Source organism: Rickettsia endosymbiont of Ixodes pacificus (assembly GCF_000965155.1).
In the GTDB taxonomy this organism is placed as follows: Bacteria; Pseudomonadota; Alphaproteobacteria; order Rickettsiales; family Rickettsiaceae; genus Rickettsia; species Rickettsia tamurae.
Genome location: NZ_LAOP01000001.1, coordinates 274454 through 296496, shown reverse-complemented (window position 1 = coordinate 296496; position 22043 = coordinate 274454). Strand labels below are relative to the sequence as shown.

The following is a 22043-nucleotide window of genomic DNA, read 5'->3' as shown; positions in this document are numbered from 1 at the left end:
CAACCTTGTTGATTTTTTCAACAGCCCGTACACGGGCTGTTGAAAAAGTTATAAAAAGAAGTAGAAAAGAGTTAATCTAAGGAATAAGCTGTATTTTTATGCTTAAATGAAGGTGTAAAGATGCAGGGTTATAAGCTTGATCAAAGTGTGAGATGTAATAGCCTTAGCTTAAGGCACATGATACCTAATGATCATTTATTAGTGAGGATTCATGAAGCTAAAGAATTAGAGTTTTCTTTTATCTATGAAATAACTAAGAATCGTTATTGTGCTAATTACGGACGTCCATCAATTGATCCTGTATTATTTTTTAGGATGCAAATAATAAGTTACTTATATGGTATAAAGTCAAATAGACGATTATGTAAAGAAATTCAGTTAAATATAGCATATAGGTGGTTTTGTGGTTTAAGTTTAGAGGATAAAGTACCGGATCATTCATCATTAAGTAGGATAAGAGATAGATTTGGGGTAGAACTATTTCAAGAAATATTTATAAGCTTGATTAAGCAATGGTATGAACTAGATATTATAAAAGGAGAAACAATTATTTCAGATGCCTCTTTAGTTGAATCTAATGCCTCTATGAATAGCCTAATATTAAGAAAAGATCAAGGTGATTCACAAAAGAGAGAATTAAAAAAATATGAACGTCGTTATCATGATTTCCGAGAAGGGAAAAAAGTAAGGAAAATATCTAATCAAACTCATGTCAGTAGGACAGATCCTGATTGTAGTCTTGTATCAAGAACTAATGGTTATAAAAAGCTATGTTATAAGACCCACTACTCAATTGATTCAGATTCACGTATTATAATAGATTGTTATGTAAGTACAGGATCACAACATGAGTGTATTGTACTTCCAAGTAGAGTTTGGAATATATTAAATAATTTTTCTTTTAGAGTAAAAGAATGGATAGCAGACAAAGGTTATGGTAGAGGTCCAACCTATGGATATTTTAAATTACTTGGAATTACAACTTATATACCTTTACATGTAGATAATCTTGGTGAAGGAAAAATAAGTAGGGGGGAATTTCAATATGATAGAGAACAGGATAGATATAAGTGTCCACAGGGACATTATCTTTATCCGTATGATAAATTAGATAAAAAACAAATAAAACGTTATCGTATTACAGGAGGGCATTGTAAAAATTGCTCTCTAAAATCAGGTTGTATTTCTGATAATTATAGTAATAGAGGACGATTTATTTATCGTAATCCTTATCAGGATGAAATAGATGAGGTAAAGGTCAGACAGAATAGAATTGATTTTAAGAAAAAACTAATTGAGAGAAAGTGGAAAATAGAAGGTCTATTTGGTGAAGCTAAGGAGAATCATGGTTTACGAGGAGCAAAATTTAGAAGTGTACAGAAAACACAGATTCAAATACTGATGATTGCGATAGTACAAAATTTTAAACGGATACTTAAAATTATTTTTTGGTTTTTTTATCTACTGCTATTAAAGATAAAAAAATATTAAAGTATTTGCAACCTTGTTGATTTTTTCAACAGCCCGGTACACTTGATCTGACAGGTAGAGATTGATTAAGCAGCAAAAGTGCTGTCAGATAAGTAAGAATTAATAGACTTATCTTGAGCAATTTTAATGCTATCCTTGAAAGTTTGCATAGGAGTTTTTCCATAACAGAACTTTCCAGAATGCGGTCTAGTATTGTTATATTTGTTTAAATATTGATCTAAGTCAATCTGTAAATCCTCTAATGAGCTATAAATCTTTTTACGGAAAGCTATATCATAAAATTCATCTTTTAAAGTTCTATGTAATCTTTCGCATATTCCATTAGTTTGAGGAGAACGTGCCTTAGTTTTAGTATGATCAATATTTTCTATAGCCAAATATAACTCAAAAGCATGATGTTCTACCTTACCACAATATTCCGTTCCTCTATCTGTAAGGATTCTCAGTAGTGGTACATCATGATTATTAAAGAAAGGTATTACCTTATCATTTAAAATATCAGCGGATGTTATTGCAGATTTATCAGTATAGAGTTTGCAAATAGCCACTCTAGAATAAGTGTCAATAAAGGTTTGTTGGTATATTCTACCTACTCCTTTCATATTACCGACATAATAGGTGTCTTGTGCACCAAGATAACCGGGATGCTGAGTATCAATTTCTCCATGAGCCTCTTTAATTTGTTTTGCTTTTTTTAAAGCAGATATCTGCTCTTCTGTCAGTAAGATACCGTCCTGTGCAGATTTAGCTTCTAAAGCTTTGAGTCGTTTCTTTAGAGTTTCAAGATCGTTGCGTAGCCAGATAGAACGTACACCACTGGATGACACTATAATACCTTGCTTTATTAGTGCTTGGCTCGCACGAAGCTGACCAAGAGCAGGATTCTCTATAGCAAGATTTATTACTGCTTGTTCTATATGTTCTGATACACGATTCTTTACTATAGGTTTCTTACGACTCATATCCACAAGAGCCGCTTCTCCGCCCATCTCATATAGTTCCTTGAAACGGTAAAAGCTATCTCTTGAATAGCCCATTACTTTACACGCAGTACTAACACTACCTAGTTGTTTTGCAAGTTCTAATAATCCTAATTTAGGTTTGATTATTTTTTGATCATAATTTGACATATTGTTCCTATTAATTGAGTTTTATATTTAGTTCGTGGATATGATAGATAACTCCTTAGTTATCTACATACCCACAAACTCGTCTAATTTCAATCTTAATATGTCAGATCAAATCTGAAGGTTTACAATTTAAGTATAGATAAAGTATAGCTAGACCATAGTAAATAGGTACAGTTAAATAAACTTTAGTACGTGTTCTACAGCCATACTGATATCTTGAATTGCCCCGTAACTTTTCTTATTTCGTTCTTAATCTTAAACCAATAATGTTCTATAGGATTTAAGTCTGGGCTATATGTAGGTAAGAATAAAATTCTGCACCCAACCGACTCGATTAATTCTCTTATTATATTATTCTTATGGAAGTTGATATTATCCATAATTACTGTTTGTCCAGGATGTAATTCTTTAGTTAATATAGTCTCTACATAGGTTGTAAATATTTCTTTATTACAATTTCCTTCAAATATTACTGGCGCTATAATTTGATTATTACGAAGCCCCGCTATCATACTGATCCTGGATTTATGTTGATACACTTTGTTTCCATAACATCTAGTACCTTTTATACTCCATCCATATTCTCTACAAGCATTATCTTCTATTCCTGACTCATCAATGAATACTAGAGTTTCTTTAGAAATTTGCTGTATCTTTTCTATAAATTCATTCCTTAAACCAATATCCCTTCTGGGATGAAGATGACTTTTTTTTATAAGTGTACCCTAGTAGTTTTCTATAGTAATTTATTCTAGTTCTTTGTAATCTATTACCTAGTATAATACTTAATTCTTTAGCTGTTTTATCATGATTATTGATAATTAATTCTTCAAATTCTTTGAGATTTATTTTTGCATTATAACCCTTTGCTGGACCATAAGGTTTTGCTTTTATATCTCCTGTTTCCCATTTAAGAGTTTTCCATCTATATATAGTGTTACGACCTATATTGAATATTTTACATGCTTTAACAATTGAGAGCCCATCATCTAGAGCTTTGAATAGTTTCATTCTTAAATCGTAACTGTAACTGCTTGCCATAATTTATTTATTATCATTTATAACATATATATTAGCATAGTATGTACCTATTTACTATGGTCTAGCTATACATTAGAAATTAAACAAAAAATACAAAAGAACGTTTTAAATAAAATATATATTAGTGCTAAGATAAATGGAATAGTAAGTTCTCAATTTTAGGAAATTGGGGGGTGAAAGGCTATTTAGGCGATAGATATTTAGCAAAACAACTAGGAGTTTTATCTGAAAATATAGAAATAGCTAAAATGTTATGTTTTGAAGTGATTTGCTTAGGAGCGATTAACAGCCTTAGCAAAAACTTCCTTTGTGTAAAAGAATTTGTTAGAGCCTATCCTGAATTAACAAACAAGATAACAAATGAACATCCTGAATATTTTATTGACGGCTCAATATTACGATTATGTGTTAATGATGAAGCAATTTTAAATAAATTGCTAGCTAGTGGTTAATGTGGCTATGTAGCTTTATCCTTATCATGAGGAAAATCAGATTTATCCATTAAATTTTTAGCAATGTTGCTTTCTGAAAGCTTAGCTGATTGAAAATATTCGGAAACAAGCTTTATCACTTTATCACAAAATTCATCTTGTAATTCCTTACTTGCGGTTAATTTTTGGTTTTGAATTAACTGTATAGCATCAAATTTTTTATGCTCTAAAAATTCTTCAATTTCTTTAGTTTTTTCTTGAATGATTTTTTTTGTAACTTCATTGCTTTCTTCTATCATTTGAGAGCGTAAAGTTTCTAATTTCTTTATCTGTACATTGGTTTGTTCAAAGAGCAAAGCAGCATCTTCTTTTAACTTTTCAGCTTTTAGAACTTTTTCTTGGACTTCTAAAATCTTAGCATCTAAAGAATTTAAAATGGCTTTTTTTGCCGGTCTATAAATTAAATATACAAAAATTACAAAACTAACGGCAAGCCAAAAGCTCTCATCTAGGAAATTCATTATTTTACTTTTATATTTTGTAGTAAATTCATATCTACTTTAGTTCCGGCTATTTTTTCAATAATATTAACGGCAAGTTTTATGATTGCTTCACTTTTATTAGTTCTAAATTGCTTAGCAGCTAAATTTATATCTTCAATATTTTGATTTATAGAGTTTTTTAAATCTTGCTCTAGATTCTTTTTTTTAATTAAAAATTCTGATTCTAAAGAGTCTATTTTTTCTTTTTTTAGCCTATCTATTTCAGTATTTGTTTTGTCTATTTCCTCGTTATAATATTTATTTAGCTTTTCTACTTCTATGGTCAATGTATCGGCTTGCGTAATATTATCTTGAATATTTGTCTGTCTATTATTAAAAATTTCTTCGGCTTTTGGAGTTATAAATTTATAAACAAAGATATACAATAAGCCGAAAGTAACGATAAGCCAAAAAATTTGTGAATAATAGGTAGCAGTATCAAATTGAGGCATCTTATTTAAAAATGAATTTTAAGAAAAAATAAGTAACATAGCAATTACAAAGGAAAAAAGCCCCATTGCTTCAGCAAGACCTGCACCGATCAGAGCCATTCTTTGTAAGTTTTCTGCAGCTGAAGGGTTTCGTGCTATTGAACTAAGTAGAGAGCTAAATATATTACTAACGCCTAGAGCTGCACCGTACATGCCGATAGCCATAAGCCCTATACCAATAAATTTTAAAGAAACCATGTCCATAAAAAACCTAACTTTTAATTAATCAAAATAACAATTAGTGTAAATTAATAACATCATTAAGATACATACAAGATAAAATAGTAAAAATATAAGCTTGAAGTATTGCAACAAAAATTTCAAACCCAATTAGTATCACCATAAGAGGGATTGGCAGAAATTTCAAGTAAATCATTAATGAAACGGTAAAACCGGCTATTACTTTTAATAAAACATGTCCCGCCATCATATTAGCGGCAAGTCGCAATGATAAACTAACCGGTCTTGCTAAATATGTAAATAGTTCAATTACTATTATCAACGGTGCTAACCATAAAGGAGTACCGTGCGGTGAAAAAAGAGTTAAAAAACGTAAGCCGTGTTTTACAAAACCGACTATAGTTACCGTTAAAAATACTAGAATTGCCAAGGTAAAAGTAACGATAATATGACTAGTAGCAGTAAAGCTATAAGGTGTCATACCAAGTAAATTACAGAATAAAATAAAAATAAATAAACTAAAAACTAACGGAATAAATTTACGTCCTTTTACTCCTATATTCTGATTTAACATATCAGCTACAAGATTATAAACTATTTCAGCACTCACTTGTAATCTAGAAGGTACTAATTTCCGGTTATAAAAAGCTAAGTAAAAATAAGTTAGAGCTAGGATGCTAGCAAGTAACATATAGATACTCGAATTAGTAAAGCTGACGTCAAAACCGAACATTTTGATGTCTATTAATTTTTTGATATTAAATTGTGCTAAAGGGCTATGAGTCATTTCCTTACTTTTTATTATTTACTTTTTGCCTTATAATGTTAAAGCCGGCAATCATTCCTATTATTGTAAATATAATAAGAAATAAAGGTTTAGAATTAAAAAACTTATCTGTAAATATTCCAATTACGACACCTACCATTGTACCTGAAACTAAATCTACAGCGATAGTGAACGGGCTAATTTCTTGCCGAATTTTAGGATTAGAAAACTTAGGAGTTTTTAAGTCTTTAATTCTTGCTTTGATATCTTTTAGTTTTTCCGTATTCATTAGTTTATCTCCGTCATTGCGAGAAGACGCCATAGGCGTCGACGAAGCAATCTCAGGATATTTGACGAGATTGCCGTGCAGTCTACGACTGCTCGCAATGACGCAATGACGATCTAAATTACAAGCTCATTTCATTTTTTGCTTTTTCTTTCTGCTCCTCTAAAGCTTTATCAACTGCTGTGGAAATATTATCTATACTATAATTTCCGGTTTGTACTCCGTTAACAAAGAAAGAAGGGGTACCTATAAATTTTGGTGCTTTTGCTACAAAATTAGTATTAGCAATTAGTGTTTCAGTAATTTTATCACTATTTAAACATTGCTTATATTCTTCCGGAGAAACACCTCCGAGCTGACCTATATCGGTTAATAATTCTCTGTATTTATTGCTATAAGCCCATTTATCTTGTTTTTTTAATATGATATTATGAAATTGTACAAAGCTATCTATATCGCCCTTGCAGCGGGCTAAGATTGCAGCATCTAAATCTTGCTTAGTAGCAATAAATTCACGAGTCACATATGCAATTTTGTTAGTATCGATATATTTTTTCTTAAGTTCCGGAAAAATTGTTTGATGATAATAAGCACAATGCGGACAGGTAGGAGAAAAATACTCGACTACTATAACATTTGATTTTTTGTTACCGAGAACCATATCATTATTATCAACTTTAAAAGTGACTTTAACAGGTTTTATTTCAGGATTTTTTTGTTCTTGTGAAGCCGGCGTTGATACTTCATCAGTCTGATTATTATCATTAGCAGGAACTATCGATTCAGCCGTATTTTCAGAATTTACGGCTTCCTGATTCGTTTCTTTAGAAGTTTCGTTATTTTGCAGAGTTTCTTGCTCTATTATTTGTTTTTCCTCATGGTTCTTATCTTGTGCTTTTTCTTCTGAACAGCTACTCAAAAATAATAAAAATATTAGTACAATAAAAATACTTCGCATATTTATTCCTTTAACTATTAATATTATCTACAATATAGATCGTATCAATTTTATTTCAATAAAAATATCTACTTTATAATAGAAGCAAAATGTGCTATGCTATAGAAAATAATAGTCTAACATTAAGTTCTTAGGCACTAAAACCACTACGGAGGAATTAATAATGGCAAATACAACACAATCCGAACATAAAACCGAACAAAAATCTGAGTTTAAAATAGGGCAGAGAATTGTCTATCCTGCACATGGAGTTGGTGAAATAACAAATATTGAATATCATACTATTGCAGGTACTGAAATTAAAGTATATGTAATTTCCTTTTCGCAGGATAAAATGACATTAAAAGTGCCTGTTAGTAGAGCTGCGGTTGTTGGGCTTAGAGCGGTTGCAAGCAGAAAAGATTTAGATGTCATATATTCAACTCTTCAAGGTAAACCAAAGCAAGGAAATAGAATGTGGAGTAGAAGAGCACAAGAATATGAAGGCAAAATTAACTCAGGTAATATTGTAGCCATAGCCGAAGTATTACGGGACTTACATAAAAATGTTGATAATGATCGTTCTTACAGTGAAAGAACACTCTACGAATCAGCTTTAAATAGACTTGCAGGTGAGCTTGCTATCCTTGAAAACATCCACCCAACCGAAGCAATTAATAAGTTAGTTGAAGTATTGCGTGAAAAATTAGTAGCGTAAGTTTTGACATTATCTAAAGTGTTGTTGCGTGGCTAAGCTTTCTGTTGTCATCCCGCGAGTTGATCGCGGGATCCAGCTAAAAGTACTAAAATTATTAATACTTTAAGTGGTTTTTGGATCCCGTGGTCAAGCCACGGGATGACGCCGAGTGCGTTTTTCGACCTGTGCAACAATACCTATTTGCAATCCCTACAAAGCCATACTAACTTACCCTACTAACAGATAGTTCATCCGGAATTTCTCAAGGGATGCAGTCACTACATAGTCAACAAATTCTTTTAACAATTTTGGATCTGTTACTTCCTGTCCTTTATCATCACGAGCAGTTAAAAGTTTTGAATTAATTTTTTCAAGAATGCCTTTCTTAATATCATCAATATTATGTGTACCGTCTAACATTTCTAAAATATATTTTTCATGTATAGGTATACCTACCATATCGTTAAGTCTATTAGTGACGCTAAACACGTTAGTTGCATTATTAAAATGTGCTTGTTTTGCTTGATATCTTGCAAATTCACTAGTTTTAGGTTTTTCGGTGATAGTTGCTATAGCATGCGGTTTGGTCTCAAATATTTTGAGATAACCTTGAAAAATGAATTTGATAAAATGTTGCTCTAGTGCAGCTAAGAAATCTTGTAATTGATATTTACCGAGCTTTTTTAAAGTTTCTTTTGCTACTTGTTCTAAGCTTATCGGATTGCTAATATTTTCAGTATATACATATAAAATAGCTTTCATGATCGGTGAAGTGGTTGAAATAAAAGGATCAGGTAAATTTTCGTAATAGAAGCTAACATTTTCCTGTTGGTTAGTTAAATCAACATCTTTTTCTAGAGTTACCGGTCTAATATTAAGGCTAGTAAAAAACTCTTTTAAATTATTAAATTCAATTTTTCTGTTTATAGGCATGTTTTGATGACATAATAATGTCGAGCGGAACTTTCTATTAGTGATAAAATCCATATATTGCTCAGTACGAACAATATCATTAACGGCTTGTAGCTTTTCTGCTGCCTTAGTAGGTAAATTACCGATAAACATTGCAGTAAGCGACGTATCACCTAAGTAATTTAGATGATTTTTTTGAGCTTTTTCTATGAATTGGTGAAAATATGTACCTGTATTAATTTCGCCTAAATATTCATGTAATACATATGAGTCCGTATATGCAGATAATAATTTTGTTTCATCTCGTAAGAAATTAGAATAAGGCGTTGTGGAGCTTTCTAATGAGTCATTGATGAACTTTAAAAGTAATCTAGCTTGCTGTAATTTATCGTGGCTAGTATTAAATAGCTCTGAATGGAACATCATCATTTCACGTATTGTTCTCTGCATATTCCAGCCCGGGAGCGTATTATAGCTTACAAAAGCTATGCCGTTCGGATTTAGCAGTTTATTACAGACTTCGAGTATTTTATCTTGTACTTCTTCAGGTACCCATGAATATACGCCGTGACAAACTATGTAATCAAACTTACCGTATGACTCATCAAGGTCTAATATAGATAATGCCTTTAGTTCGGCATTTTTTATTTTTAAATCACTGGTAATTTTTTTACCTAATTCTATTTGTGTTTTGGATAAGTCAACACCTAGAGATTGTGATTTAGGATATGTTTCAGCAAAGTTAAGCAGATTAACACCAACCCCGCAACCGATATCAAGTACTTTAGCAGTTTCAAGAGGCGGAGGGTTTAGTCCAAATAGCTTACCGATAGTTCTTAAATACGGTGGGGAGGTATAACTGAAAGTAAATGGAGAGTAAGGTACTTCATCATAGGATATTTTATTAGCTTGTTTTGTCATAGTATTTACATAAATTAAAAATTAATTTTAAGCAGTTTCAAAAGATTAAGCAATATATTTTATATACAAAAACTTTAAATTTAATTTGATGTTTTTATATTTCATGACTATACTCTAAATACTATATAACATATGTTAATGGTCATGTAGTAATTTAAGGTAAATATTAATTATATGCTACTGAGTTTAAAAAGCATTTCTTAAATCTAGTTGATCAAGTTAAAAGTAAACATAATTCTTTCATTATTACAAAAAGAAAATTGCCGATTGCTAAGGTAGTGCCTCTAGAGATTGATACTAAAGAAAATAAAAAAAGTTATTTTGGCTGTTTAAGAGGTACTGTTAAAATTAATGACGATATAATAAATTCTTCTTGTGAATCTGATTGGGAAGTAAATAATGATTGATAGCTAAATGATCATAATTATAACTTAATCAATTGTGTTTTACCTGCAAAATTTTCTATTCCCTCTAGATTGATAGTGGTAACCCATAGTTGCATGTTTAAGCCGGTAAAAAATTCGATTAAATATTGACGTCTTTTGTCGTCTAAATGCACAAAGACCTCATCTAAAAGTAAAATCGGTGCTATTTTAGTTAGCTTTATAGCATAATTCATTTCAGCAAGGATTATTGCAATTAATATAGCTTTTTGTTCACCGGTAGAACAGAATTTGGCTAAGATATTTTTCTTTTGATGCTTTACTAAAAAGTCACTTTTATGAACTCCAAAACTAGTGCGACCAAGTAGTTTATCTTTGCTTCTTGTTTGATAAAGTTCTGCAGTAATAAAACTAACAATATTTTCTTCGCCGTTTAATATTTTTTGTTCAACAATGCCATCAATCGATAAATCGGCTTTTGGAAATTCATTTTCAAGGTCATCTATTGCTTGCTGCATAAATTCTAAGGTTTTTAAGCGATTATTAGCAATATGGTTAGAAATATCAGCCATCTTTTCTTCAATAATTTTAAGCCAATTATCATCTCTTATATCTTCTACTAGAATTTTATTTCTCTCATGCATATAATATTCGTATTTACTAACTAGCTCTGTATGCTTTGGATCAAAATTATAAACTATTCTATCAAGAAATTTTCTTCTATCACTGCTACCGCTTGTAAAGATTCTTTCCATGTGCGGAGTCAGCCATACCATGCTAGTGAATTTACTTAACTCATTATTGGCTATTTTACTTTCGTTATACTCAGTTATCCTTCTATTAGAACTACGTTTAAATTGGGTGGTAAATTCTGCAAGTCCTAGCTTACTTTGCAATAGAGCTTTAACTAGACAATGATCTTCTGAAGTTTTGCATATATCGGCAAGTTTTGCTGATCTCAGCCCTCTTCCTGGATAAAATAGCGATATAGCTTCTAAAATATTAGTTTTACCGCTACCGTTTTCACCTATTAAAATTATTGGTGTATTATCTGTTTTTAGTTCAAGATTTTTAAAATTACGATAATTCTCAAGACTTAAGGAATGTAGGAAGATATTTTTCATTTTATGAAAGAATAATAGTTAAATTATTGATACGTTGCATTTATACCGTCTAGAAATTGCCATAGTAGTTTTGCTCCTTTTATTGCTCCTTGATATGCTAATTTTTGTTCTTTTGAGCTTAAATTATTAATCAAATTTGCACATTCTTGTGTATGCCATTGATCAACTTTACTATGAACAATGAAAAATTGTAAAGTTCTATAATCTGAAATCCCATAAAATTTTTGTAACCCTTGAATTTTAGAGTCAGATACTTTAGGAGTCTGACGTTCATAAGCATAAAGTGCTCCAAGACCTATAGAAAAAGATTTCTCTGTTAATTTCAAATAACCTTGAACAAGTTTTTGAGTTGAGTCTAATTTAGGTTCTGAAGTGAGTTGTTTTCTTAAACATCCAAGTCCTTCAGCAAAACGTTTCCATAGTTCCGGGTGATTTTCTTCACCTTGTTCTTCTTCTATAAGATTACCAAGTAATATTTGTCTAGCTTGTATATCACTACATTTGGAATGTATTGCACTTATATAACGTGGGAAAGCTGTAACGTGATGATAATATTCTTTTGCGTAAATTTGTAAAGTAGAATGAGTAAGTTTTCCCATATTCCATAATTGATAAAATGGATGATTTAAAAGATTATATCGTTCAAGATCTATATTAAGCTGTTCTAAAAATTTCATCTTACCTCCTTTTAGTAAATTTATAAATCTGATAATTATTTGTTTTATCTATTATTACAGAATGCCATTCTGCTAAAAGATTAAGAGGAAAAAAAGTATCTCCATCATAATTTTTATTTATTTTTGTAAGTAAAAATTCATCAATAAGATTTTGCTCTAGGAAAAGAGTCGCTATTTCTGTCCCCCCAACCATAAAAATTTTCTTATCAGTAAAAGGTTTTATTATCTGCCAAAAATCATCTAAAGATTTAATAAAAAATATAATAGACATCTTTCCAAACTTCGCTTCTAGAGGTAATTTAGACGTCAATCCGGTACTCGCATCTGTGCGATTGTCTATATACGCTGCGGTGCTGCGTTCCGTGTATCCTTTAAATTCCTCTCTATAAGTTGGTTTGGAAAGATGTCTATTATTATAAGATTGTAATGGTGTATTTCTTGAAAAAACAATACAAATACAATTTTTTAAAATCTTTGCAGGTATAGAGTCAAAGGTTTTTCGTCCCATGACTATAATATTATTTTTTACCGTCTGATAAAAATATTCAAACTCCTTAGAATAAGACCAAGGTATCTGACCTTTATTACCTATCACCCCTTGTGGGTCACATGCCATTATACCGATGATTTTTCTATTTTTCATAAGATGAATATTTAATCATATGGTCTGCTACAAAAAATCTTTGATGCTCTATAACATTATGCACTCGTAAATAATCAGCTCCATGTTCTGTTAAATATTTTGATATTGCTATTGTTTCTAAATCTCTTCCCGATGCTTTGGAATTATAAAAAGCAGAAATATAAGATTTTCGTGAGTGTCCTACCAATATCTCACACCCTAGATTTTTAAATTCTTTAATATGTTGTAATATATATAAATTTTGATAAATGGATTTTCCAAAACCAACTCCAGTATCAAGAATGATATTTTTTCTATCAAATCCACATTTTTCTAATTTTGTTATTTCTTGCTCTGCCCATATATTTAAGCTAGCAAGCGGAGATTTATCGAAATCAAGACATTTTTGTTTTTGCGGTGGAACGGTTAATGAGTGCATAGTAATAATTTTACAATTATAATCGGCAATTAATCGTAATGTATAGTCATCTAGATTATTTTTAACCAAGTTGATACAGGAAATAGGATATTTTTTTAAAACACGTTTAATTACTTCAGGAGTGAAACTATCAATACTGACTATAACTTCTTTTTCCTTTATAACTTCCCTAAGCTCTTCAAGAACATTCTCAAGTCTTGCATATTCTTCATCTTCATTAATAATTAAAGCAGAAGGACGTGTTGATTGTGATCCAAACTCAATTATTGTAGCCCCTTCATTTATCAAGCGTACAAAATTTCTAACGGCATCTTCTTTATGAAAACTCAATCCTCCATCAGAAAAAGAATCAGGAGTAATGTTTAAAATACCGACAAATTGAGGATTTAAAACAAGAGAGCGTATAACTCCTTGATTTTCAATTAAATGTGCTATTTCTGCAAAGGTTTTATTGTTATAAAAATTATTGATCGGACATGAATAACGACATTCCAAGCTTAAACCTGCAATTAGATGAATAAGAAATGGTCTGTTTAATAATTCAGGATGCGGTATCTTTAAATCAGGTAAATCTATATGGCAATTATTCCAAAGTAGGATATCTAAGTCAATAACTCTTGGAGACCATTTATCGTAAGAGCTTGCTCGACCTAGTTGTTTTTCAATCTTTTTAAGCTCAATTAGAAGTTTACTAGGCGTTAAAGTACTTTTGCCCTGCACCACCATATTTAAATATGATTTATCCCAAGCTTTATCTGCATTAGATGGTAGAATAGCTTGTGTTTCAAAAATAATAGATTGCTTAAGCAATATAAAATCACAACTTTTTAGTAAATTTAGAGCTTTTTTAATATTTAAAAGTCTATTACCTAAATTACTGCCTATAGAAATATAAATCATAGTGTCTCCTTTCCTGAATAAGAAAAAGAAACTCCGCCATGCACTCCTGAAACCGGTGATTTTAATTTAGTAACGGTTACGTTTAGAAAAATCTTTTCTAATTTAGATTCGATAAAATTTTGATAAATAATATCATATATTTGTGCGGCTAAATACTCGATAAGATTAAAGTGATTCTCTTGAGAAAGTTTTTGTACTAGCCGTACGATTTCTGCATAACAAACAGTATCGTTTATATTATCCGTTACAGTAGCAAGGGGAGGAGTTGAGAGAAAGAGTTTTATGTTAATTTTTACAGGTTGAGCGTGGTGTTTTTCTTGAGTACTGCAGCCAAGATGTACCCAAGTTATTAGTTCTGAAATATTAAGTTTACATGAATAATTTAAGTTGAAAGCTTGATACCTATCATAATATTAATGTTAGTCTAGTATAAGCTCTTTATAAAAAGATACAATAGTTAAATTGATATACCGCCACTTTTTTTAAAGCCGACATGAGCTTTTTCAAGTTTTTTAATAAGTCTAGGTGAATATGATTTAATGTCTTTTTCCTTGCCGCCTTCATATTTTTTAGCGAGTTTCATTCCCCCTCTTATCATATTATAGGCGAAGTTCATTAGCTTTGTTTCGCCTGCTATTCTTTTTGGGTTCATAAACATATAAATTTGGTAAACGGCAAAGCTTTTTAATAAAAGTTTTAAGTCTATTCTAGCTTGTTTGGTTAAACCTTGTAATTTGTCTTTTGGGTTTGCAAGGTTTTTATTAGCATCTCTAACTATTTTAGAATGCTGATGCATTAAATAATTACTGACTTCGGCAACATTCTTGTTAATGAGCTTCTCATCCATTTTAAGCATTTTAAGCTTTAAGCTTTTAGTTTTACCTAAATACTTACGGATTAATAAGATAATCCGACTTTGCAGTTGAGTTAAATCCATAGTTTGTTCATTTAAGATAGCAAGTATTCGTTCCATCTCATACTCAAATTCTTCATTTTGGCTTAATTCTTCAAAAATTTCCTCTACCTCTTTACTTTCAAGTACAAGATCGTCACTAATACCCATTAATGCATCTTTTATTTGATCAGCAATTTTTTTGGTATCTTCGGAAAATTGATTATTTGTCATAATCTAATTCATCGTTAAATATAGCTATTTTTATACTAGCACCACATTTCTGCTTGTCTATAAAAATTGTATTAAGAGATATTAAATTTTTCTCATTGAGGATACTCTGAGGAATTATAACAAGCACCTAACATATTGCTAGAATCTTCATTATAATCGCTAGGTATATCCTTAAGGCTAAGTAGATATAGGTTCTCGTCTTTTCCCGTATTATTAAATTGTTGAGTAAAATCTTTATATTTTGTGGCTATCTTATTAAATTTAAGCTGAGTATCAAGAGAGGAGTATAAAGTACTTAGACATTTATAAAGGTTATGTAATATTATATTATTGTTATATTCATCTATGGTTATTGTTGCCGTTATAATATCGAAAAACGCTATTCTTATTAATTCTTGCGCGTCTCCTGCTAACTTTGTTAGCCCCTTGTTCTTAAAATATTTCGCTTGCTCTAAATATGCTTCAGTTAATACTAAAGATAATTTTGTTATATCTTCGATACCACCCTGTTGTATTTTGCTTATTATTTCTGATTTATGAGTATTGATTAAGCTTTCAAAAGCTTTTAATACGCCGGTTACATCGGGAGTTAAGTGTAAATATTTGAGAGCTTCAGAATAATTCTTCTTGCCGAGTTCTATATTTGCTTTAACAGAACCAAGTTCGGCAGCTTTTTTATATAACTCTATTGATTGATTCGGCGTTTATTGTGGAGATTTTGGCTTTTTGGCAATAAATTTCAGCTAATTGACGCTTACAATGTTCTTCTTTATATTCTTTGGTATCTTCATAAGTGCTTTTTAATAATTGTTCTTCCTTATGTTTTTTAGACATATTGTCATAAGCATCTTTTAATAATGTCTCTAACTTGTTATAAGTATCTATCTCTTGTTGTGGAAGTATTTTAGAAGTAAGTAGCTTATTATAGATTACTATATTTATATCTTCGTCTTTAATAATTTCTGTTATAGAACCGGTAATATATTCCCATAGCGATTTAGCATCTTCTTCATTGATGGGATTTATTAGGTTTTGTAAATTAGTAATATTTTTATCTATAGATAAATTCAGAGATAAATTTATTAAATTTGCTTTTAAGTTAGTTTTAATATCCTCTAAATTTTTTATATTAGCGGTTTTAATTCTTGTTAAAAATTCTCTCAGCTTAAATATATCATTAACTTCTGCAGTATCTAAAGTTTTGTTAGTTTTTATGTTATTATAAAAATTCTGAACAGTTTCATTTAATTTTTTAAGAAACGACTCTTTAGTACTCTCTATCATTGCTATGAAAGCTAATAATAATTCTCCATTTATATTATAGCTTGCTACCTCGCTAAATAAATTATCAAACCACTCTGAAGAATTAATTAAATTTGAATTCTCTTGAAAATTATTGATATTGGAAAAATATTTCAAATAATTTATAAGAGAATTTAAACTACTTTCCGGTTTTGAAATTTGTAAAATAGAATATAATTCATCACTAGCCTTAAGAAAATTTGCTATAGTCTTGTCTTTATTGTCCCTAGTTTGAGAATCATTTAGGATTTTTATTAGTTGTACTAATTTTTGATTTTTAGATGGATCAAATATTGTATTTTTTTCTTTATCCCATATTTTATCTATTTCTGTTTTAAGTGCATCTATATTAGATTTTATTTCTAGATTAATCATCTTTATCGCACTTAAAATTTCTTGTGAATTATAATCATTGATGGTTATTTTATTAGGTGTGATATAATCTTTATCATATAGAATCTTTAATATTTTTCCGTATTTTGGCTTATTACTAGGCTTAGGGAAAAAATTGGATGTTAATTTAGCAATAATAGATTTTTGTTTTTCACTAAAGCTTTTTTCTTTAAGAGCTTCATTAAAAATATTAGATATTTGAATCTGAGTTTTCTCATTTATTGTGTCGGTAAAAATTACGGATATATTATTACCTGTGTCTATGGATTCAAATAAATTAGTAAATTCCCATAATACACCAGTAAGCTCTTTTATCTTATTTTGAGTATCAGGAGATTGAGCGTTTTGTATGGCAATATCTTTTATTACTAAAATAAATTTGGTTGGTTTAGTATCTAAAATCTTTTGTAAAAAAAATGTATTAAGAATTGACTGGGCAAATGAATGGTTGTTATTTAAATAATTACTGTTACAAATCATTAAATTCGGTTGATTTTTATTTGCAGGAACATTAAAGATGTCTATTTTTTCATCATGTCCGCTTGTTCCGATAAATTCAAAATTTCCAAAGTCATCACTCTTAACTGCTAATTGTTTATCTTTAAAAAATTTAGTTAGAATATTTAAATCTTCTTTATTTGGTCCTAAGGTGACTATAGCTTTATTACTTTGATTAATAATAGGTGCATATTTCTGTTCATATTCATTTATCAGCTTAACAGGTTCTAATATTTCAAGAACAGATTTTTCCGTTTCTTGCTGTTGGTGTGTTTTAGTCATTTTTGACCAATCTAACATATTAATCATCCTCATCAGTTGTTTTTTATTTAATGATCTTAACTTTAAGATTAACTCAAAAAATTTCAACTTAGTTAATAAATTTATTAACTAAAAATATGTATATGATAAAAATATCACAATTTAGATATTACGATATTTAATATAGTAAAAGATAATTTTTATTGCGTATATGATAAGAATAAGTTTTATTATAAATAAATATTAATAATTACTTAGGTTATGAGAAATAATAAAAACCAAATATATATTATAAAAATTTTTATAGCCCTAGTTATGATTACGGGCATAATATTTTTATGTTTATTTTATTCTTCATTAACTTCGTCTAAGATTAAGATTGGGGCAAAAACTAGTAATATGGACGATTCGCCTAAAATTAAGTTTACTCTTATAGATCAAGAAGGAAAGAAATTTGATAGTACCCATTTGCAAGGTCATTTAAGTTTGATTTATTTTGGTACTACCTATTCCTTGTATGACAATTAAGCACTAAAAAGAGTAGAAGATATTATTAAGATTTTGAAGAAAGAGAATATTTTAGTACAAGTAGTTTTTATTGCTCTAGATCCTGAGCATGATACAAGTGAGGTATTAAAAAAATATTTAGAAAAAATAGATGTTAATTTTATAGGTTTAACGGGGGGAGTACAAGATATTGAACAATTAGCAAACCAATTTAAGGTCTTCTATACATCCAAAATATTTGATGTAAAAACAAACGAATATGAATTACAACATTCTAATTTTGTGTATTTAATTAGCAGCCAAGGAAAATTTTTAAAGCATTATTGCTTAGGCTTACCAAAAAATGGTTAAATAAAAATATCATTCCTGCGAAAGTGGGAATTCAGTGCTTTTCTGTGTCCATCCCGTAGCTTGACCACGGGATGACATAGTGGGTTTATCGATCCACGCCAACAAAACCTCTTCGCAAAATGACACATGAGCCATACCTAATGGACGTTATCTAAGCATTCCCTATTTGTGATGAGAAATGTATTTTATCAATGCCTAAGTGTTTTAATGCATTATGCCATTTACTTTCAGGATTATCGGCAAAAATAAATTCTTTATTACAATCCATAACCAGCCATAGATTTTTCTCTAATTCTTCTTCAAGCTGTCCTGGTTTCCATGCTGTATAACCGACAATGAATAAGCTATTTTTAGGTCCTTTACCGAAAGCTATATCTTCTGAAATTTCTAAATTAGAGCTTACTGCTAAATCATTATGGAAATCCAATAACAAATTTTTATTATAATCGCTAGAATGAAGAAAAAACCCTTTTTCATGTTCTACGGGTCCGCCAAGATATATAGGAACCATAACCGGGGTTGTTATTTCGTCATTTTTTATTTTAAAAAACGATTTTAAATCTATATGATTTACTAAGCGGTTAAATATTAATCCTATTGCTCCTTCTTCCGTGTGTGATAACATATAAATTAAGGATTTATGGTAAATGCCTTTTGTAATTACATGTGGTGTAGCAACGAGTGTTTTACCGGATAAGTTATAAAAAATTTTATCGCCCATAAATAAAACTTTAATTATAATAATTAATATATAAGATTTAAATCCAATTATTCAATAGAAGTTAACAATAATGATCACATTTTTTGATATTACTATTTTTGCTATTATTACTCTTTTCTCATTTTTCGGCTTATATCAAGGTATAATCGGGTTTTCAACTAGAATACTCGGTTTTATTACTTCTATAATGTTAGGATATTTCTTATATCCATATATTTCTGAACTAATCGGGAAATATATGGATAATGAGGTTATAAGAATAATTATTGCCGGTGTTATATCTTATGTTATTTCTTTAATTTTATGTGTTTTTATAGTTTATAAATTTCTTGCTATAATTTCGTTTATGAGAAACGGTTTTATTGACAGATTCTTAGGGCTATTAGCGGGATTTGCCGTAGGTACTACTATCTCGTTAGTACTATTTTTTATAACAATGATCTTTACTTCTGAAAACTATTTTAAAAGTAAATCTTTAAAAGATTTTGTAGTAAGTAGCAAACAGAGCAAATATGGAGGAGTGCTGAAAGTTTCCGTCACCACTGATTATTTAGATGAATTAAGTAAAAATATTATAGTTATAATTCCAAACGAGACTTTAAAATCTATTGAAATATTTGAAAATAAAGACCTAAATGATTTCAAAAACTCCCTTAAGAAATCAAGTGATTCTAACGATGATAAGGATATATTTTCTCAAGAATTACAAGATGAGCTTTCTAATATAGATGATGAATAGGATGTTATTTTGACGTCATTGCGAGGAAATTACGTAAGTAATTGTACGTACGCAATTTCAGGAGTTTGTTATTATTTCATGAGATTGCCACGCAGCCTACGGCTTGCTCGCAAGGCATTGTTGCGTGGATCAATTTCACCTCTGTCATCCCGCGACTTGATCGCGGGATCCAGTTAAAAATACTAAAATTATTAGTATTTTTTATTGTTTTTATGGACCCCGTAGTCAAGCCACGGGATGACAGAGGTGAAATTGATCCACGCAACAATGCCTGCTCGCAATGACGATTACCCACCAAACAAGCACCATAACCCTTCTTCATTAAACCAGCCTATTTCCTTTAAATTTTATAAATCACTCAATCGTAATTAATTAATAAATATTAACTAATAGTAAATTTATTAATTAATTGTTGTGCGTCATAAATAAATAATGTATAATGACCAATAAGTTAAGTGGTAAAATCATTAAAAACAATAAGTTATAGGGGAAATTATGACTAATAAGAAAAAAACTTTTTTTAATAAACTTTTACTAGCAACCAGTAGTATCGGGCTACTTGCAAGTGCAGAAAGCTTTGTGGTGGATATTGTTGCTGCAAGACCGACTGTTTACACATGAGATGGGAATGATTGATAATGGAGCTCATTATAATCCACAAAACGGTGATAATATTATCTTAACGGAGAATAATCAGCGTCTTAATATTGATACTGATATCAATATAGGTAATATTAATCTTTACGGTTATACTTCATGGGGGCTTATAATTCCGACTAATAATCCAACTCGTCAAGTTAGTATTAATAATATAGTTAATGTATAATAACAATGAAACTCAAGCAGCAGTTCAAAATGCTTTAAGAGTTCCCCTAGGATATGGTGGTAATAAGAATGCAAAAGTGGATATACTACTTCACCATCAGGTAGCAAACAAAGGAGCATTAGTTGAGGATAGTAAATTAGTTATTAAGGGAAACGATATTAGTGCAGTCGGTGCAATTCGATTTGGCGGTGCGTCGGTTGAGTTAGTTTTTGAAAATAATAATATTACGGTTGATAGTAGAATATACTCTAACGGTATAGAGAGAGGTAGATTAACTGTAGCAGGCAATAATGTAGTTTTTACAAAACCTATCGGTCACGATGGAATGAATCTTTTTAGTATTTCTGCATTACAGATAGAAAATAATAAAACAGCTACCTTAAAGTCCGATATTTATTCTAATGATATTGTTTTAGGACAAAATTCAAAATTAATTATAGATTCTTCTAAACAGAATATAGATGTATGGTCCGGAGTTGCTTCCAATAATCCGGGAGATGATCATGGTATAGTTGAAGTAAAAGGAAAAAATGCGGTAATTTTTCGTAAAAGCGTCGGCTTACAGGATTTTAGAGTTGCCGAGATAAAAATTGGAAATGAAAATAAAGCTGAATTCAAACAAAATGTATACGCAAAGAAGATTACAGTAGCAAGTAATGATGTTGAGTTTCAAGAAAAACTTGATATGACTCAGTATAATCAGGATAATAGAGGATACCGGTAATTTAGAATTTACGAATCGCGGCAAAGTAAAGTTTAATAAAGATTTAATCGGTAACATTACTACTAGTAAAGCAGGCCAAGGTGAAGTAACTTTTGTAAATACTCCTAATATTTATGAAGTCGGTGCAGTAAATAAGAGGATTGAGAAGTTAACATTTACGGGTAATCATGTTCGTAACCTACATAAAAACATTTATGCTACCCAAAGTTAACTTTGAGGCCGGTACTTATAATGTTCACGCTAATCCTGTTACAATTGAGGGAAATGCTAAAATTAACGGTTCAACATTTGACCTTAGACGTGACTTAATTCTTAACGGTAATGTAGAATTTTCCGGTAATATTACATTTAACGTAACCGGAGGATATAGTGTATTTTTTCAAAATAATCTCCCTAGCGTATTAGCCGGTACAAGTATTGAGATTAATGTTAACGGTGCCCATCCCGTAGATGCAGTATCGGCATTATCTATTTTTAGGGTCAATGGCGGTGCATTTGTTCCTGAAGGGCATAATTATAATCCGGTTACGGGAAAAATGAACTTTAGGAACAAGCAGGACAAGCAGCGGCTCAAGAAGTAGCGCACAGCAGCAACCTAGATTACAAGCTGAGATTCAAGGATTAC

General features: G+C 30.2%; 26 protein-coding genes and 3 pseudogenes. 10 read left to right on the top strand and 19 right to left on the bottom strand.

The genetic code is table 11. The features are described 5' to 3' along the window. Window positions 1-177 precede the first annotated feature (177 nt). Entirely contained in the window at window positions 178-1491 is a 1314-nt protein-coding gene (locus REIP_RS01720; protein WP_172686766.1) for a transposase, read from the top strand. Between the two features lie 65 nt (window positions 1492-1556). Here REIP_RS01720 and REIP_RS01715 read toward each other — a convergent pair whose 3' ends face one another. Together REIP_RS01715 and REIP_RS08980 are read right to left on the bottom strand one after the other, a co-directional pair. Beyond that, window positions 1557-2621, bottom strand: a complete 1065-nt coding sequence (locus REIP_RS01715) for an IS481 family transposase (protein WP_045803566.1) — start codon at window positions 2619-2621, stop codon at window positions 1557-1559. 174 nt (window positions 2622-2795) lie between these two features. Beyond that, window positions 2796-3662, bottom strand: a pseudogene (locus tag REIP_RS08980) (IS630 family transposase). A 173-nt stretch (window positions 3663-3835) separates the two neighbouring features. Between REIP_RS08980 and REIP_RS01700 the strand changes: the two are divergent. Next, window positions 3836-4114 carry a hypothetical protein gene (locus tag REIP_RS01700; protein ID WP_231569162.1) on the top strand — a complete coding sequence of 93 codons (279 nt, stop codon included), beginning with the start codon at window positions 3836-3838 and terminating at the stop codon, window positions 4112-4114. A gap of 5 nt (window positions 4115-4119) precedes the next feature. On the opposite strand, the gene REIP_RS01695 is transcribed toward REIP_RS01700, so the two are convergent. The 6 genes from REIP_RS01695 to REIP_RS01670 form a co-directional block, all read right to left on the bottom strand. Continuing rightward, window positions 4120-4614, bottom strand: coding sequence for a F0F1 ATP synthase subunit B (locus tag REIP_RS01695; protein ID WP_045803658.1), 495 nt, complete (start codon window positions 4612-4614; stop codon window positions 4120-4122). Then, complete coding sequence (locus REIP_RS01690) at window positions 4614-5087, bottom strand: ATP F0F1 synthase subunit B' (protein WP_045803657.1); 474 nt, start codon at window positions 5085-5087, stop codon at window positions 4614-4616. Before REIP_RS01690 ends, REIP_RS01695 begins: the two co-directional genes overlap by 1 nt. Window positions 5088-5105: 18 nt before the next feature. Further along, window positions 5106-5330: a F0F1 ATP synthase subunit C gene (locus REIP_RS01685; protein WP_010420727.1), complete on the bottom strand. Its 225-nt coding sequence runs from the start codon at window positions 5328-5330 to the stop codon at window positions 5106-5108. A 34-nt stretch (window positions 5331-5364) separates the two neighbouring features. Beyond that, complete coding sequence (locus REIP_RS01680; RefSeq protein WP_045803656.1) at window positions 5365-6093, bottom strand: F0F1 ATP synthase subunit A; 729 nt, start codon at window positions 6091-6093, stop codon at window positions 5365-5367. A 4-nt stretch (window positions 6094-6097) separates the two neighbouring features. Continuing rightward, window positions 6098-6361, bottom strand: coding sequence for an AtpZ/AtpI family protein (locus REIP_RS01675; protein WP_014365153.1), 264 nt, complete (start codon window positions 6359-6361; stop codon window positions 6098-6100). 118 nt (window positions 6362-6479) lie between these two features. After that, the gene (locus REIP_RS01670) at window positions 6480-7316 is read right to left on the bottom strand and encodes a DsbA family protein (protein ID WP_045803655.1); all 837 of its coding nucleotides are present in this window, start codon (window positions 7314-7316) and stop codon (window positions 6480-6482) included. A 163-nt stretch (window positions 7317-7479) separates the two neighbouring features. Here REIP_RS01670 and REIP_RS01665 point away from each other — a divergent pair, with 163 nt between their 5' ends. Continuing rightward, entirely contained in the window at window positions 7480-8013 is a 534-nt protein-coding gene (locus REIP_RS01665; RefSeq protein ID WP_008581156.1) for a CarD family transcriptional regulator, read from the top strand. 47 nt (window positions 8014-8060) lie between these two features. Here the strand turns inward: REIP_RS01665 and REIP_RS13115 are convergent, their stop codons facing one another. Continuing rightward, a complete protein-coding gene (locus tag REIP_RS13115) occupies window positions 8061-8183 on the bottom strand; it encodes a hypothetical protein (RefSeq protein ID WP_269429002.1) in 123 nt (40 codons plus the stop codon). 37 nt (window positions 8184-8220) lie between these two features. Further along, the gene (locus REIP_RS01660; RefSeq protein WP_045803654.1) at window positions 8221-9825 is read right to left on the bottom strand and encodes a methyltransferase regulatory domain-containing protein; all 1605 of its coding nucleotides are present in this window, start codon (window positions 9823-9825) and stop codon (window positions 8221-8223) included. 188 nt (window positions 9826-10013) lie between these two features. On the opposite strand from REIP_RS01660, the pseudogene REIP_RS12115 reads away from it, so the two are divergent. Further along, a pseudogene (locus REIP_RS12115) lies at window positions 10014-10232 on the top strand (type II toxin-antitoxin system Phd/YefM family antitoxin); the annotation flags it as partial. 17 nt (window positions 10233-10249) lie between these two features. Here the strand turns inward: REIP_RS12115 and recF are convergent. From recF to REIP_RS08375, 7 genes are all read right to left on the bottom strand, one after another. Further along, window positions 10250-11332, bottom strand: coding sequence for a DNA replication/repair protein RecF (recF, locus tag REIP_RS01650; protein WP_045803653.1), 1083 nt, complete (start codon window positions 11330-11332; stop codon window positions 10250-10252). 23 nt (window positions 11333-11355) lie between these two features. Further along, window positions 11356-12009 carry a CADD family putative folate metabolism protein gene (locus tag REIP_RS01645; RefSeq protein ID WP_045803652.1) on the bottom strand — a complete coding sequence of 218 codons (654 nt, stop codon included), beginning with the start codon at window positions 12007-12009 and terminating at the stop codon, window positions 11356-11358. A 1-nt stretch (window position 12010) separates the two neighbouring features. Continuing rightward, the gene (locus REIP_RS13300) at window positions 12011-12625 is read right to left on the bottom strand and encodes a dihydrofolate reductase (RefSeq protein ID WP_331385723.1); all 615 of its coding nucleotides are present in this window, start codon (window positions 12623-12625) and stop codon (window positions 12011-12013) included. A 16-nt stretch (window positions 12626-12641) separates the two neighbouring features. Beyond that, window positions 12642-13970, bottom strand: a complete 1329-nt coding sequence (gene folP, locus REIP_RS01635) for a dihydropteroate synthase (protein WP_045803650.1) — start codon at window positions 13968-13970, stop codon at window positions 12642-12644. Beyond that, entirely contained in the window at window positions 13967-14320 is a 354-nt protein-coding gene (locus REIP_RS08975; RefSeq protein ID WP_231569317.1) for a dihydroneopterin aldolase, read from the bottom strand. Before REIP_RS08975 ends, folP begins: the two co-directional genes overlap by 4 nt. Before the next feature lie 107 nt (window positions 14321-14427). Then, complete coding sequence (locus REIP_RS01630; RefSeq protein WP_045803649.1) at window positions 14428-15096, bottom strand: DUF5394 family protein; 669 nt, start codon at window positions 15094-15096, stop codon at window positions 14428-14430. 675 nt (window positions 15097-15771) lie between these two features. After that, window positions 15772-17589 (bottom strand): hypothetical protein, encoded by a 1818-nt coding sequence (locus tag REIP_RS08375; RefSeq protein ID WP_156147390.1) that lies wholly within the window; start codon window positions 17587-17589, stop codon window positions 15772-15774. 222 nt (window positions 17590-17811) lie between these two features. On the opposite strand from REIP_RS08375, the pseudogene REIP_RS01615 reads away from it, so the two are divergent. Then, window positions 17812-18408, top strand: a pseudogene (locus tag REIP_RS01615) (SCO family protein). A gap of 151 nt (window positions 18409-18559) precedes the next feature. Here REIP_RS01615 and REIP_RS01610 read toward each other — a convergent pair. Next, window positions 18560-19129 carry a YqgE/AlgH family protein gene (locus REIP_RS01610; protein ID WP_045803648.1) on the bottom strand — a complete coding sequence of 190 codons (570 nt, stop codon included), beginning with the start codon at window positions 19127-19129 and terminating at the stop codon, window positions 18560-18562. Window positions 19130-19199: 70 nt separating this feature from the next. On the opposite strand from REIP_RS01610, the gene REIP_RS01605 reads away from it, so the two are divergent. After that, the gene (locus REIP_RS01605) at window positions 19200-19868 is read left to right on the top strand and encodes a CvpA family protein (protein WP_045803647.1); all 669 of its coding nucleotides are present in this window, start codon (window positions 19200-19202) and stop codon (window positions 19866-19868) included. 76 nt (window positions 19869-19944) lie between these two features. Here REIP_RS01605 and REIP_RS12095 read toward each other — a convergent pair whose 3' ends face one another. Continuing rightward, window positions 19945-20190, bottom strand: a complete 246-nt coding sequence (locus REIP_RS12095; protein WP_231569160.1) for a hypothetical protein — start codon at window positions 20188-20190, stop codon at window positions 19945-19947. Window positions 20191-20363: 173 nt separating this feature from the next. Here REIP_RS12095 and REIP_RS13105 point away from each other — a divergent pair, with 173 nt between their 5' ends. From REIP_RS13105 to REIP_RS11490, 4 genes are all read left to right on the top strand, one after another. Beyond that, window positions 20364-20489: a hypothetical protein gene (locus REIP_RS13105; protein ID WP_269429001.1), complete on the top strand. Its 126-nt coding sequence runs from the start codon at window positions 20364-20366 to the stop codon at window positions 20487-20489. 7 nt (window positions 20490-20496) lie between these two features. Beyond that, window positions 20497-20694 carry a hypothetical protein gene (locus REIP_RS08370; protein ID WP_197069181.1) on the top strand — a complete coding sequence of 66 codons (198 nt, stop codon included), beginning with the start codon at window positions 20497-20499 and terminating at the stop codon, window positions 20692-20694. Continuing rightward, a complete protein-coding gene (locus tag REIP_RS08365; protein WP_052691073.1) occupies window positions 20687-21418 on the top strand; it encodes a hypothetical protein in 732 nt (243 codons plus the stop codon). The genes REIP_RS08370 and REIP_RS08365 overlap by 8 nt, the downstream gene beginning before the upstream one ends. Window positions 21419-21585: 167 nt before the next feature. Continuing rightward, window positions 21586-21999 (top strand): hypothetical protein, encoded by a 414-nt coding sequence (locus REIP_RS11490; protein ID WP_197069180.1) that lies wholly within the window; start codon window positions 21586-21588, stop codon window positions 21997-21999. Window positions 22000-22043 lie beyond the last annotated feature (44 nt).

Bases quoted from the DNA above. Each gene is read 5' to 3' on its own strand.
- folP (WP_045803650.1), bottom strand. From the start codon at position 13,970: ATGATTTATATTTCTATAGGCAGTAATTTAGGTAATAGACTTTTAAAT.
- REIP_RS01645 (WP_045803652.1), bottom strand. From the start codon at position 12,009: ATGAAATTTTTAGAACAGCTTAATATAGATCTTGAACGATATAATCTT.
- REIP_RS01695 (WP_045803658.1), bottom strand. From the start codon at position 4,614: ATGAATTTCCTAGATGAGAGCTTTTGGCTTGCCGTTAGTTTTGTAATT.
- REIP_RS01690 (WP_045803657.1), bottom strand. From the start codon at position 5,087: ATGCCTCAATTTGATACTGCTACCTATTATTCACAAATTTTTTGGCTT.
- REIP_RS01670 (WP_045803655.1), bottom strand. From the start codon at position 7,316: ATGCGAAGTATTTTTATTGTACTAATATTTTTATTATTTTTGAGTAGC.
- REIP_RS11490 (WP_197069180.1), top strand. From the start codon at position 21,586: ATGTTCGTAACCTACATAAAAACATTTATGCTACCCAAAGTTAACTTT.
- REIP_RS01715 (WP_045803566.1), bottom strand. From the start codon at position 2,621: ATGTCAAATTATGATCAAAAAATAATCAAACCTAAATTAGGATTATTA.
- REIP_RS12095 (WP_231569160.1), bottom strand. From the start codon at position 20,190: ATGAAGAAGGGTTATGGTGCTTGTTTGGTGGGTAATCGTCATTGCGAG.
- REIP_RS01630 (WP_045803649.1), bottom strand. From the start codon at position 15,096: ATGACAAATAATCAATTTTCCGAAGATACCAAAAAAATTGCTGATCAA.
- REIP_RS01610 (WP_045803648.1), bottom strand. From the start codon at position 19,129: ATGGGCGATAAAATTTTTTATAACTTATCCGGTAAAACACTCGTTGCT.
- recF (WP_045803653.1), bottom strand. From the start codon at position 11,332: ATGAAAAATATCTTCCTACATTCCTTAAGTCTTGAGAATTATCGTAAT.
- REIP_RS01680 (WP_045803656.1), bottom strand. From the start codon at position 6,093: ATGACTCATAGCCCTTTAGCACAATTTAATATCAAAAAATTAATAGAC.
- REIP_RS01720 (WP_172686766.1), top strand. From the start codon at position 178: ATGATACCTAATGATCATTTATTAGTGAGGATTCATGAAGCTAAAGAA.
- REIP_RS08375 (WP_156147390.1), bottom strand. From the start codon at position 17,589: ATGTTAGATTGGTCAAAAATGACTAAAACACACCAACAGCAAGAAACG.
- REIP_RS01665 (WP_008581156.1), top strand. From the start codon at position 7,480: ATGGCAAATACAACACAATCCGAACATAAAACCGAACAAAAATCTGAG.
- REIP_RS01660 (WP_045803654.1), bottom strand. From the start codon at position 9,825: ATGACAAAACAAGCTAATAAAATATCCTATGATGAAGTACCTTACTCT.
- REIP_RS01685 (WP_010420727.1), bottom strand. From the start codon at position 5,330: ATGGACATGGTTTCTTTAAAATTTATTGGTATAGGGCTTATGGCTATC.
- REIP_RS08370 (WP_197069181.1), top strand. From the start codon at position 20,497: ATGATTGATAATGGAGCTCATTATAATCCACAAAACGGTGATAATATT.
- REIP_RS01605 (WP_045803647.1), top strand. From the start codon at position 19,200: ATGATCACATTTTTTGATATTACTATTTTTGCTATTATTACTCTTTTC.
- REIP_RS01675 (WP_014365153.1), bottom strand. From the start codon at position 6,361: ATGAATACGGAAAAACTAAAAGATATCAAAGCAAGAATTAAAGACTTA.
- REIP_RS08365 (WP_052691073.1), top strand. From the start codon at position 20,687: ATGTATAATAACAATGAAACTCAAGCAGCAGTTCAAAATGCTTTAAGA.
- REIP_RS13105 (WP_269429001.1), top strand. From the start codon at position 20,364: ATGACTAATAAGAAAAAAACTTTTTTTAATAAACTTTTACTAGCAACC.
- REIP_RS13300 (WP_331385723.1), bottom strand. From the start codon at position 12,625: ATGGCATGTGACCCACAAGGGGTGATAGGTAATAAAGGTCAGATACCT.